We start from the raw sequence: 12,218 nt of genomic DNA on the forward strand, positions 1-12,218 counted from the left end.
CGGCTGACCGGCGGGAACTAGCGTATCCATGATGGAACGCCGGGACGTCTACGCAAAGGACGCCACACAGTAGAACGGATAACCCAGCGCCGTTGAGGGCCGGGGAATCAAGACCAATACGGATCGGAGAAGCACTATGAGCTACGCTATTGTAGGATTCGGTAAGATAGGCCAGGCCCTCGCCCACGCCTTCGCCCGTAAAAACATCGACGTGACCGTCGCGAGCCGCCGGCCGCCCGAGGCGCTGGCGCCGCAGGCTCGGGCGATTGGACCCACGGTCGTCGCCAAGTCGCTGCGGGATGCACTCGAGGCCGACACAATCATCTTGGCGGTCCCGTTCGGGGAGCATCGCGAGGTTGCGAAGGTCCTGCCGAGTTGGAAAGGCAAGACGGTCATCGACGCGATGAACGCGTTTCCAGTCCCTGAAGAGCTGGACGGTCTCCCGTCCTCCGCCTTCGTCGCGAAGGCGTTCACCGGCGCCAAATTCGTGAAAGGGTTCAATCACCTGGTTGCGGCCACCCTGGCTGCCGATCCGATCGTCGAGGGCGTGCACCGGGTCGTCTTTCTGTCGAGCGACGACGAGGACGCGACCGCTCCGGTGGCGGCCTTGGCCAAACAACTCGGGTTCGCACCCGTCAAGCTGGGAAAGCTCAACGAGGGTGGCGCGCTGGTGCACGCACGCGGCCGCACTTGGGGCCAGCTCATCTTCCAGGATTTGTTCAAGAAGGAGCAGTAATCGATCTACGACCGTGTGATCGACGCCGAGAACTGGTCGCGCGCGCTAACTTCTTCGAGCAGCGCGCGACCGAGCGGGGAGGCGCCCGACAGAGCGGCAGATCTGGGAGTCGCCTAGAATCTATCGGCTGCTATCGATGGCCTAGGATTCGCTCGAGTGTCCTCTGCTATCCGATACTACTCCACGGTACTCCCCTTCACTCCACTCGATGATCAACTGGTACATCAAAAAATTGATTTTCCTATCTAATTTCTATCAATGGATTCCATAATACCGTCCCAAATACCGTCAGATTCCTACGCTGTTGAAAAGGCTACAACAATGTAGTCGCTGTCGCGGCATGCATCCTTTTGACGGCATCATTTCCGCTAACGCCTTTGCGACGCCCAAGCCGACTGGTGTGCGCACGTCATTTGGCGGATCCAGCTGACGCGGTATGCAAAACCGACACAGGACAGCGGTTGCCGACCGAGCACAGGCGAAGTTGCACAATTTCGATCATTCGCCGCCAGTTCGCGAATGACCGCAGTGGGCCGACAGCAGACCGTCCGCTGCTAGGGTACCCAGCACGCAAGCGGACATGTGAGATCTCGGTGCGAAGGTCCGGGATCAGGCCCATTGCGGACGTACGTGTTGGTTCGCCTGTTGGCGCTGAAGCGCCTTATCGTTCAGTCTCGCGGCACATAGATCATATGAACCGTATCGTCATCGATCAATGTGCTCGACACCAGTTGCAGCGGAGGCCTTGTCTCGTGGAAGAAAGGCTTGCCCCTGCCGAGCACGAACGGCCTCACATGCAGGTGATATTCCTCGATCAGGCCCAGCCTGGTCATAAGGCTGGCCAGTTCCGGACCGGAAACGCTCAAGGTACCGTCCGTGCGGGTCGCGATCTCGCGAATCTGCGTTTCAATATCGCCGGAGATGAGCGTGGCCTTCGGGCCGACCCCTGAAAGCGTGCGCGAAACGACCCATTTGGGCAGCTTGCGCCAGAGTGTCGCGAACTGGCGAAGCGAAGCATCCCATTCCGCGTGATCATCGTCCCAGTAGCGCATGACCTCGTACATCCGGCGGCCATACACAGCGCCCGCATGGTTGCGAATCGTCTCGATCCAGTAATCGAAGTGCTTCTGGCTTGGTGCGCCCATGACCAGATTTCCGGCAAGGTCATCGACATAGCCATCGATGGAGACGTTCATTCCCAAGATAAGTTTGCCCATGACCAGCCCCTTCTCACAGTGGGTTCACAGATTAAACTGCTTGTAGTTTGCAAGCGGTCAAACGCTATCGCAACTGTTTGCAAATCTCAAGCGGTATGGAAGGAAGCGTTCATGCCGCAAACGAGCCCTGCGTTGTCCCATCAACCTTACACTTGAACAGCTGGGTGACTGGTGGCCTATCCGCTGACAGGAAGAGCTGGCGAGTACAAGACATCCGCTACCGGCACACAGATGCCGTCACACAGAAAGCAATGTGGCGTCTGCTTTCGGGCAGAGGCAACGGCTGACTCTAAGACCGACATGAGGCGCATTATTGACTGGCTCACTCGGGGCCGATTGTGGACTGGCTGCCCGATCGGTCGCGCTGGCGCCCCCTTGCTGTCGGCCATCCTGTGCTACCAGAACTGGTTGCGGCCTTAGGATTCGAACTTACAGGTTGACGGCGGTTGCGGTCGGAACGGGCTGCAGGCGGCCGGAATCGTTATGCCGGCAGAACAAGCGCCCGATTGCGTTTGATCGATCTCGCTCACCCCTTGTCCTCGGCAACGCGAAACAGAAGGCGGATATAGCGCTCCAAATGAGCGAGACTTTCACGCGCCAGCTCCGCATCATTTCCTGCTTTCGCAAGAACAAATCCTCCTTGAATTGCCGTCTGCGTGTATCGAGCCAGGCTTTCGGCAGTCCAATCATCCATAATACCGCGTTCACTGCGGGCCAGTTCAATGTCGGCCTCTAACGTTGACGCATGATCGAATATGCTGGTTCCACACGCATCGCGGATGCGAGGGAAGGTCATGTAGGTTTCTTGAACCATCGTTCCGACCAGACAGCTAGAATCTGCTAGATCGTCGGTGATGATTGCTTTGCGAAAAGCGACATACGCAAGCACCCGATCCAGCGCATCGAGAGGGTGATGATAGGGAGCAGCGGCGAACAAGTCCGAGGTGGTCCTCGCCCAAAATTCCGCAGCTGCAACTCCCAGAGCTTCCTTGCTACCGAAGCTGTGGAAGAATGCCCCCTTAGTTACCGCAGCCGCCTTGCAAAGATCATCAACGCTGGCCGCGGCGAAGCCTTTGGCGCGAATAATGTCCCTTGCAGCTTCCAGGAGCCGAGTTCGAGCATCACCGCGCTCGGATGCATGTTTGGTTGGTCTAGACATACGAACATTTATACCGTACGATCGGTATGAGTCAACGATGAAGCACCTATTCGCTGGGGGCGCATAGCTCTTAAAACACGGGACGCGATATGAGTTTATATGACGACGTTCTTAGCCGGTTTGCTGAGCATGGAGCCGCCCTTCCTGCCCCCGATCGCGAGGATCGAGTAGAGCATGACGGAGCCCTGATCTGGTATGCATCATTTGGTAGCGGTCCTCCCATCATCCTCTTGCATGGCGGACTCGGCCACAGCGGCAACTGGGGATATCAGGTTTCGGCATTGGCGGCGGCGGGCCACCGCGTGGTGACGATCGACAGTCGCGGGCACGGCCGCAGCACCCGCGATGACAGACCATATTCCTATGAATTCATGGCTTCTGACGTCGTGGCTGTGATGGACCACCTGTCCCTCGACAAGGCTACCCTCGTCGGCTGGAGTGACGGCGCCTGCGTCGCTCTGGTGCTTGCCTCCAAGGCACCAGCACGCGTGGCAGGCGTCTTCTTTTTTGCCTGCAACATGGATCCTGGTGGCACAAAGCAGATCGAACCGAGTCCGCTTCTCGATCGCTGCTTCAGCCGCCACAAGAAAGACTACGCCATGCTCTCCGCCACGCCAGGTGACTTCGACCAGTTCGTCGGCGCGGTGGGACTGATGATGCGAACCCAGCCAAACTATACCAAAGAGGACCTTGGCGCCATCAAAGTACCTGTGGTCATCGCACTCGGCGAGCATGACGAATTTATCAAGCGAGAGCATGCCAACTACCTGGCTGACGCTATTCCGGGCGCCGAATTGATCATTTTGCCCGGCGTTAGTCACTTCGCGCCGTTACAGCGTCCGGACGAATTCAACGCGACGGCCCTCGCCTTTGTAGCCAAGGTTTCGGACCGATAACCAGTAGTGGCGGCCGCGAGGAGTTACCGGCGTTGAGTCGTGTTGAATTGCGACGCGGCGAAGCCGCGATCGATGGCGTTCGGCCAAGGCAGAAACCGGCGAGAAGTCTTTCTTCCAACGCAGACAGCACTGGGCGGCATCGTGCCGTGCTCTCGACCTGTCGACGGTGAGGCCTATCACATCCATCACTTGTGCGGGCGCTTCGGCGCTGGGCGGAAACGATCGACGAAGTCTGGGGCAGGGCAGAAGCTCAACGGCGATGACGACGTGCGGAGAACCCAGATGAGCGAGACGAACCGTAAGCGCCCGTTACTGGGCACCTGCCTGTGCAAAGCAGTCTGTTATCAGGTCACAGACGCGTTCATCTTCGCAGCAAACTGTCATTGCGCAGCTTGTCGTCGCACAACGGGGTCGGCGTTCAAGGCGTTCGCCCGCGTCCATGGTAACGAACTGACTTATCGTTCGGGGTGAAACCGAGATCTCCTCATTCGAAAAAGACCAGTTCAGCGATGAGCATTGCAAGACATGCGGCTCGCTGCTGTTTTCTCGAGTTGACGGAGGGTTCGTTCACGTCGCGATGGGGACGCTGGTCGATGCTCCGTCAATTTCACCGACGGACCACATGTTCGTCGGTTCGAGAGCGCCCTGGTTCACCATCACCGACGCATTGCCCCAGCACGAAGGGCACGTAACGCGGAAAGAAGCCGATTAGGCTCGAAATGTGGACCAGCTGCCCGTCAACGGTTTGCTACATACCTGTAGGGCACGGTCATCGCTGTGCTGGTCTCTCACGTCCACTGCGGATTGGCATCCTGCATTCGAATCCCATTATCGAAGCATACTCCGAGCCTATAGAAACGAGACTGTCGATGATGGAATTCACTCTTCCTGGCGAGCAGCAGAATCACAATACGGGTTGATCACCCTACCCGGCACGAGCTCGCCTGAGATTGAAGCCTCTGGCGTTGACCCGGTCGAAATGGAGTGGCAGAGCCTCGGAGCGTTTCGCCTAGTCAACATGACCTTTGCGTTCCTAAGCCAGAACGGGCTGGCCCTTACCCACCCCATTACAGACTTTGGCGCAGATTAACGGACGACAGCTTTGGAGACATCGTGCCGGGTCCGTGAACGGCCGGAATGCGGCGCAAAGCAGCCATGCCGCCGTCGCGTGTGAGACTCTGCTTCGGGTCACAAGCAGAACAGCCGCCCCTACGACTCGTCCCTCTCATCGCGCAAATTAGACACAACGCGGCGGTTCTGCGACCTGCAGGCGGTATTGGGGCAGTCGCGGACGAGCCTGTCCTTGCCGTAGCCCTTGGCCCACATACGGTTGCGGTCTATGCCGCCGGCGGCGAGGTAGTCCATCACCGCATCGGCGCGCTGCTGCGACAGCGCCGTTTCACTTGCGCCGGGATCGTCGGCGAAACCCTGCAGCTTGAGCAGCCAGCGCGGATGCTTTGCTAACCAGGCGATCTGGGTGTCGAGGGTGGCCTTGGCGACAGAATCGAGCGCGGCCGAACCTTGCGTGAAATAGGTGCGGCGGCCGACATTGAGGATAAAATCCTCCTCGCTGCCCGGCTGCACGTTCTGGAAGCCGGCAACCTCGGTGTTGGTGATGTCGGGCGTCGAAGGGGCCAGCGTGTTGCTGGTCGAGCAGGATGCGGCCAGCACCAGCAGGCCGGCGGCGAGCAGCCGGCGCGTGTTTTCAATCATGCGGTTCATGAGGCGCCAATCATTCGACAGTGGTGGAAGCGGGCGCCTGGTCGGCGATGTGCGGCAAGACCTGCACCGCGGTCCCGATCGGGCAGCGCTGGTAGAGGTCGATGATGTCTTCCGGGAACATGCGGATGCAGCCGCTGGAAGCGTCGGTGCCGATGCTCCATGGCTCCAGCGTGCCATGCAGGCGGTAGCCGGTGTCGGCGCCGTCGCGGTGCAGATAGAGCGCGCGCGGCCCGAGCGGATTGTTGGACGCGCCGCCTGCGACCATGGGCGGTAGGTCCGGCTTGCGCTTACGCATTTCGGGGGGCGGGACCCATTGCGGCCACAGCGCGCGGCGGTCGATCGTCGCGCGGCCGTACCATTTGAAGCCGTCCTTGCCGACGCCGACGCCGTAGCGGATGGCGGTCTTGTTTTCCATGATGACGTAGAGGAAGTGGTGGCGGGTATCGACCACGACGGTGCCGACCGGCTCGCTGCTGAAATACTTGACGATCTGGCGATGCCATCTCTTGTCGATCTTGGCGAAGTTGGTCTTGCGATAGACAAAATTGTTGTCGCTGGCGGTACCGGCGAAAAAGGATTTTGCCGCCGCGGCTTGAGCAATATTGCTGGTTGCACCTACCGCGACCAGCGCCAGGCCGCCGAGCACGACACCCCTGCGTGATAAAACCATCGGCAATATTCCCCCATGCCTAAAGCCTGGCGGACCATAGTTGAGAATTATTTCGCCTCAAAGTGGAAAATGCTGCGTTGCTTAAGTCGGCCGTGTCCGGACATTCGGCAATTTGGCGGCGAGTGACCGAATTGTGACTATCTTGCCGAGGACGAACGTCTAACCTAAACCCCCTCTAGGACCTTACCAAATTGGCGCGACTGTTTGGGACCGGGCGTAGTTGCGACATTTGCCCTATCCGGAAGTGTGAGCGATGCCGTGGGCATGATGCATGCTTTTCGTTCGGTTGCTGCGATGATCGTGATGTCCGGCGTGGCAGGTTGCACCAGCATTTCCTACTACGCACAATCCTTGAAGGGTCACGTGGAGATCATGGCGGCGCGCCAGGATGTCGGAGAGCTGATCGACAATCCTTCGACCCCTGGGACATTGCGCGCTCGAATGGCATCGGCGAGCGCCATCCGACAGTTTGCGATAGATGAACTAGCGCTGCCGGACAACAACAGCTACCGCAGCTATGTTGACGTTGGTCGAGACGCGGTGACATGGGCCATCTTTGCAGCGCCGGAATTCTCGCTGACGCCACGAACATGGTGCTTTCCGGTGTTCGGATGCGTACCGTACCGAGGGTACTTCTCCAAAAGGTCTGCGATTGAAACCGCTGTCGAACTTCAGAGACAGGGCCTGGACATCTATGTGACGGGCATCACTGCATATTCCACGCTCGGCTGGTCAAGTGACCCGCTGCTAAGCACCATGCTCAGCCAAGATGAAACGTATCTTGCAGGGCTGGTATTCCACGAACTCGCTCACCAGCGCGTCTACGTGCATGACGATTCCTCGTTCAACGAAGCGTTCGCTGTCGCTGTCGAAACAACGGGTGTGAGAAAATGGCTGCGCGCGACCGGCGATACTGCCGGATTGCGCCGTTACGAAGCCGACCGGAGGCGCAGAGCTGAATTTCTTGTGCTGGTGTCGCAGACCCGGGACGAGCTAAGGCATGTCTATGACGACGATGTTACTTCTGAGCAGAAGTGGGCCGCGAAGAAGGCCGCGATCGAACGGCTGAGGACGCGATACCGACAGATGCGCGACAGGCGCTGGGGTGGATACCGTGGATATGACGCCTGGTTCGATGCTCCGATCAACAACGCAAAGCTCGCCGCGACTTCCGTCTACAGCGATCGGGTGACTGCGTTTCTCCGCTTATTCGATTTGTGTTCGGGCGACTATCCACGGTTCTTCGCGTCGGTTCGACGGATAGGAGCGTTAGACAAATCTGACCGCGCCGAAGCGCTCGAGGCGGCAGATACATGCAATTGGGCCGGTCAAATCCGAAGGCCAGAAGCGGCGAATCGGTCGCTGATATACTCGGCAGCCAGCGCAGGTGATTGAATTGACCATTTGTCGGCCGATTTCCTAGGTACTTTGACGTCGGCGGGGCCAGAAGACGCATGTCGGCCTACAGAAGCCAAAAGCGGACTTGCCTGAACTCCCCGAGGGGTCCTGGACCACAATGATTGCCGGCGGGCTGTGGCGCCTCAGTGTGCGCCCCTACGAGGCCGAAAACCTCACGCTCACGCCGCGCTGCCGAAAATAAGCCTGCATCAGCTTGCGGCCCGAACGGTTGTTCTGTGCCAGCCTTGCCGGATCAAACACCGCCTGTTCTATCCCCTCTCGCGTCAGCGCTGCTTTGAGCGCCGCGATATGTGCGTCGATGTCGGCATTGTTCGCCCGGAGCGATGCATAGATGCTGTCGGTCGCCTCGGCCACGGTCGGCTCGCTCACGGGTGTACTCCTTTGGCTATTCGGGCGGCGGCTTAGCACAGATCAGCGGCTTCGCCGATACCGATAAGACGGCTAGATGGGCGGCAACAGTGTTCCTTGGGGTCGGTTGTGAGTCATAGGTTCCGCCGGAGTCGGAGATCGCAAGCCATGTCGACATGAACGAGTGAGGAGGATTGGACGCACACGTTCGAGTATCCGGGCTTGCCTGCCGCGCGGCTGACCGTCCGGCCGCGCGGAAGTCGTTCACGGCAGGACGTCTACGCGTCAATTCAGGAATTCGAACCGATGACGCGCATCGCTTGGGGTGGCAGTCCGAAGATCTCGCGAAGGTCGCCATGCAGCGAAACGGATAACCCAGCGCCGTTGAGGGCCGGGGAATCAAGACCAACACGGATCGGAGAAGTATTATGAGCTATGCGATTGTAGGATTCGGTGCGGTAGGCCAGGCCCTCGCCCACGCCTTCGCCCGTAAAAACATCGACGTGACCGTCGCGAGCCGCCGGCCGCCCGAGGCGCTGGCGCCGCAGGCTCGGGCGATTGGACCCACGGTCGTCGCCAAGTCGCTGCGGGATGCACTCGAGGCCGACACAATCATCTTGGCGGTCCCGTTCGGGGAGCATCGCGAGGTTGCGAAGGTCCTGCCGAGTTGGAAAGGCAAGACGGTCATCGACGCGATGAACGCGTTTCCAGTCCCTGAAGAGCTGGACGGTCTCCCGTCCTCCGCCTTCGTCGCGAAGGCGTTCACCGGCGCCAAGCTCGTGAAAGGGTTCAATCACCTGGTCGTCGAGGGCGGCCACCGGGTCGTCTTTCTGTCGAGCGACGACGAGGACGCGACCGCTCCGGTGGCGGCCTTGGCCAAACAACTCGGGTTCGCACCCGTCAAGCTGGGAAAGCTCAGCGAGGGTGGCGCGCTGGTTCACGCACGCGGCCGCACGTGGGGCCAGCTCATCTTCCAGGACCTGTTCAAGAAGGAGCAGTAATCGATCTACGACCGTGTGGTCGACGCCGAGAACTGGTCGCGCGCTAACTTCTTCGAGCAGCGCGCGACCGAATATTTGAAGGCCACAAAGTCGCGAAGGTTGGGGTGGGCCCGACGGGGTATGGGCGCCGTTCGAAGAGCGGGGAGACGCCCGACACAGCGGCAGATCTGCCGGTCGCCTAGAACCTATCGGCTGCTATCGATGGCCTAGGATTCGCTCGAGTGTCCTCTGCTATCCGATACTACTCCACCGCACTCCCTCCTCACTCCCACTCGATCGTGCCTGGCGGTTTGCTCGTCACGTCGTAGACGACGCGGTTAATGCCGCGCACCTCGTTGATGATGCGGGTGGCGGCGGCGCCCAGGAATGCCATGTCGTAGTGGTAGAAATCCGCAGTCATGCCATCTACCGAGGTGACGGCGCGCAGCGCGCAGACGAATTCGTAGGTGCGGCCGTCACCCATCACGCCGACGGTCTGCACCGGCAGCAGCACGGCGAAGGCCTGCCAGATGGCGTCGTAGAGGCCGGCCTTGCGGATCTCATCCAGATAGATGGCATCGGCCTCACGCAGGATCTCCAGCTTTTCGCGGGTGATGCCGCCCGGGCAGCGGATGGCGAGACCGGGGCCGGGGAACGGATGCCGGCCGATGAAGCTGTCGGGCAGGCCGAGCTCCTTGCCGAGCGCCCTCACCTCGTCCTTGAACAATTCGCGCAGCGGCTCGACCAGCTGCATGTTCATGCGCGCGGGTAGGCCTCCGACATTGTGGTGCGACTTGATCGTCACCGACGGTCCGCCGGTGAAAGAGACGCTTTCGATGACGTCGGGATAGAGCGTGCCTTGCGCCAGGAAATCGGCGCCGCCGAGCTTCTCGGCCTCCTCCTCGAACACTTCAATGAACAGCCGGCCGATGGTCTTGCGCTTCTTCTCCGGATCCGACTCGCCCTCGAGCGCGCCGATAAAACGGTCCGAAGCATCGACCAGGATCAGCGGCAGATTGTAGTGCTGGCGAAACATCTCCACCACGCCGGCCGCCTCGTCCTTGCGCATCAGCCCGTGGTCGACGAGGATGCAGGTCAGCTGATCGCCGACCGCCTCGTGGATCAGCAGGGCCGCGACCGAGGAATCGACGCCGCCCGAAAGCGCGCAGATCACCTTGCCCTTGCCAACCTGCTTGCGGATCGTCTCGACCGCGTGCTCACGGTAGGCCCGCATCGTCCAGTCGCCTTCGATGCCGGCGATGTTGTGGACGAAGTTTTGGAGCAGCCTGGCGCCGTCCGGCGTGTGCACCACTTCGGGGTGGAACATGAGGCCGTACATCTTGCGCTCGACATTGCCGAAGATGGCGAAGGGCGAGCCCTCCGATTTTCCGAGCACCTCGAATCCCTTCGGCAGGGAGATGACACGGTCGCCATGGCTCATCCACACCTGGTGGCGCTGGCCGGGCGCCCACAGGCCCTCGAACAACGGGCTGTCCTTGGCGATCTCGACGAAGGCGCGGCCGAACTCGCGATGGTCGGAGCTTTCGGCGACGCCGCCCATCTGCACGCACATCGCCATCTGGCCATAGCAGATGCCGAGCACCGGCACGCCGGCGTCGAAGACGATCTGTGGCGCGCGCGGACTGCCGATGTCGCTGGTCGAGGCCGGACCGCCGGACAGGATCACCGCCTTTGGATTGATGCGCTTGAACGCCGCCTCAGCCGACTGGAAGGGCACGATCTCGGAAAAGACGCCGGCCTCGCGAATGCGGCGGGCAATCAGCTGAGTGAACTGGCTGCCGAAATCGACAATCAGGACGGTGTCGGGATGATTGGCTGTTTTCATGGCGAGCGTTTAAAGAAAGAAACGAGTCGGCGCAATGGGTTGCGGGGCGTCTCTCTCACTCCGAATCCGCATCTTAATGGGACAGGTCAAAACTGCAGCGTGTCAGACGCGATCGCCTGTTCCAGCAGTTGCACCGCCCCGGCCAGCTTCTCGTCGATGACATGCAGGTATTCCGTCCAGTCGCCGACGTGTCTCAGATCGGCCGCCCCGTCGGAAATGCCGCGCAGGCCGATAAGCGGCACGTCGAACAGCTGACAGGCGCGCAGGCAGGCGAAGGTCTCCATGTCGACCATATCAGCGGCGACCGCGTCGTAGGCGGCGCCGGAGACGATTGCCGCGCCGGTGGACAGCGTCGCCGGCCTGATGCCCGGTATCCTGAACGGTAGCGGCACACCGACAGGCAGGTCGAGAAACGGCGTGGCGCCCTTCTCGAAACCCAAGGGCGAAGCGTCCATGTCGCGGTAGGCGACCGAAACGGCCTGGTAGATTTCCGTCTGCTCCAGCATCCGGCTGCCCGCCGAACCGAGCGACACCACCAGATCCGGCAGCGCCTTCCCGGCGTGCAGCCGGGACAGTTCGGCGCTGAGCCCGACGCCGGCCTCGACCGGCCCGACGCCGGTCATCAGCGGCGTGAACAGCCGCTGCAAGTGTGGGCCGTATTCGGCTTCGGCCGCCATGACGAAGAGAACGGACTTGCCGGAAATCAGGGTGAGCTCACCAGGTGTCTTGCCGGCCATGATCGTCTGTCCTCCCCTGCCCGTTCCTCAGCCCTCGATATCGTCGCGGCCGAGCACCGTCATCATCGTTCCGGTCATCGTGGCGATCAACTTGGCCTCGCCGTCGGTGGCGAACGCATAGGCCTGGCCATCGGCGACGATAATGGTGCGACCGGGCTTGGTCACCGAGCCGCGGAACAGGAAGCGCTCGCCCCGGCCGGGCGCCAGCAGATTGACCTTGAACTCGATGGTCAGCACGCCGGAATTTTCCGGCATCAGCGAGAATGCCGCATAGCCACAGGCCGAATCGAGAGCCGTCGAAATGACGCCGGCATGAAGAAAGCCGTGCTGCTGGGTCAGTGCCGACGAATAGGGCATTTCGATCTCGATGATACCGGGCGTCACCAGCGTCAGCTCGGCGCCAATCGTCATCATCGCGTTCTGGCGCGCGAAGGACGTCCTGACGCGGTCCTCATAATCGGGAGCAGGAACGATCTTTGCTGCCATGG

At 60.6% G+C, this 12,218-nt stretch carries 12 protein-coding genes and 1 pseudogene; 5 read left to right on the forward strand and 8 right to left on the reverse strand.

Features of this window, described 5'->3' with window-relative positions:
- Window positions 1-136 precede the first annotated feature (136 nt).
- A complete protein-coding gene (locus NKH43_RS01605) occupies window positions 137-736 on the forward strand; it encodes an NADPH-dependent F420 reductase (RefSeq protein WP_352856259.1) in 600 nt (199 codons plus the stop codon).
- A gap of 668 nt (window positions 737-1,404) precedes the next feature.
- On the opposite strand, the gene NKH43_RS01610 is transcribed toward NKH43_RS01605, so the two are convergent.
- Complete coding sequence (locus tag NKH43_RS01610; protein ID WP_352856260.1) at window positions 1,405-1,953, reverse strand: dihydrofolate reductase family protein; 549 nt, start codon at window positions 1,951-1,953, stop codon at window positions 1,405-1,407.
- 526 nt (window positions 1,954-2,479) lie between these two features.
- Complete coding sequence (locus NKH43_RS01615; protein ID WP_352856261.1) at window positions 2,480-3,112, reverse strand: TetR/AcrR family transcriptional regulator; 633 nt, start codon at window positions 3,110-3,112, stop codon at window positions 2,480-2,482.
- An 89-nt stretch (window positions 3,113-3,201) separates the two neighbouring features.
- On the opposite strand from NKH43_RS01615, the gene NKH43_RS01620 reads away from it, so the two are divergent.
- Together NKH43_RS01620 and NKH43_RS01625 are read left to right on the forward strand one after the other, a co-directional pair.
- Complete coding sequence (locus tag NKH43_RS01620; RefSeq protein WP_352856262.1) at window positions 3,202-4,008, forward strand: alpha/beta fold hydrolase; 807 nt, start codon at window positions 3,202-3,204, stop codon at window positions 4,006-4,008.
- A 282-nt stretch (window positions 4,009-4,290) separates the two neighbouring features.
- Window positions 4,291-4,720 (forward strand): annotated as a pseudogene (locus tag NKH43_RS01625) (GFA family protein).
- Window positions 4,721-5,217: 497 nt separating this feature from the next.
- Here the strand turns inward: NKH43_RS01625 and NKH43_RS01630 are convergent.
- Together NKH43_RS01630 and NKH43_RS01635 are read right to left on the reverse strand one after the other, a co-directional pair.
- Window positions 5,218-5,730 carry an OmpA family protein gene (locus NKH43_RS01630; protein WP_352856264.1) on the reverse strand — a complete coding sequence of 171 codons (513 nt, stop codon included), beginning with the start codon at window positions 5,728-5,730 and terminating at the stop codon, window positions 5,218-5,220.
- Window positions 5,731-5,740: 10 nt separating this feature from the next.
- A complete protein-coding gene (locus NKH43_RS01635) occupies window positions 5,741-6,400 on the reverse strand; it encodes a L,D-transpeptidase (protein ID WP_352482339.1) in 660 nt (219 codons plus the stop codon).
- A gap of 264 nt (window positions 6,401-6,664) precedes the next feature.
- Here NKH43_RS01635 and NKH43_RS01640 point away from each other — a divergent pair, with 264 nt between their 5' ends.
- Window positions 6,665-7,795 carry an aminopeptidase gene (locus NKH43_RS01640; RefSeq protein WP_352856337.1) on the forward strand — a complete coding sequence of 377 codons (1,131 nt, stop codon included), beginning with the start codon at window positions 6,665-6,667 and terminating at the stop codon, window positions 7,793-7,795.
- Window positions 7,796-7,954: 159 nt separating this feature from the next.
- On the opposite strand, the gene NKH43_RS01645 is transcribed toward NKH43_RS01640, so the two are convergent.
- On the reverse strand, window positions 7,955-8,188 hold the full coding sequence (locus NKH43_RS01645) for a hypothetical protein (RefSeq protein ID WP_023716496.1): 234 nt from the start codon (window positions 8,186-8,188) through the stop codon (window positions 7,955-7,957).
- 407 nt (window positions 8,189-8,595) lie between these two features.
- On the opposite strand from NKH43_RS01645, the gene NKH43_RS01650 reads away from it, so the two are divergent.
- Window positions 8,596-9,168 carry an NADPH-dependent F420 reductase gene (locus tag NKH43_RS01650; protein ID WP_352547813.1) on the forward strand — a complete coding sequence of 191 codons (573 nt, stop codon included), beginning with the start codon at window positions 8,596-8,598 and terminating at the stop codon, window positions 9,166-9,168.
- 262 nt (window positions 9,169-9,430) lie between these two features.
- Here the strand turns inward: NKH43_RS01650 and guaA are convergent, their stop codons facing one another.
- The 3 genes from guaA to NKH43_RS01665 all read right to left on the reverse strand — a co-directional run bounded on the left by guaA (window position 9,431) and on the right by NKH43_RS01665 (window position 12,216).
- Window positions 9,431-10,993, reverse strand: a complete 1,563-nt coding sequence (gene guaA, locus NKH43_RS01655) for a glutamine-hydrolyzing GMP synthase (RefSeq protein ID WP_352482341.1) — start codon at window positions 10,991-10,993, stop codon at window positions 9,431-9,433.
- A gap of 86 nt (window positions 10,994-11,079) precedes the next feature.
- Window positions 11,080-11,730: a 5'-methylthioadenosine/S-adenosylhomocysteine nucleosidase gene (locus NKH43_RS01660; protein ID WP_023716494.1), complete on the reverse strand. Its 651-nt coding sequence runs from the start codon at window positions 11,728-11,730 to the stop codon at window positions 11,080-11,082.
- A gap of 27 nt (window positions 11,731-11,757) precedes the next feature.
- Complete coding sequence (locus NKH43_RS01665) at window positions 11,758-12,216, reverse strand: PaaI family thioesterase (protein ID WP_023716493.1); 459 nt, start codon at window positions 12,214-12,216, stop codon at window positions 11,758-11,760.
- Between the last annotated feature and the right edge of the window lie 2 nt (window positions 12,217-12,218).

The sequence above is a fragment of the Mesorhizobium sp. M1163 genome (assembly GCF_040318415.1).
In the GTDB taxonomy this organism is placed as follows: domain Bacteria; phylum Pseudomonadota; class Alphaproteobacteria; order Rhizobiales; family Rhizobiaceae; genus Mesorhizobium.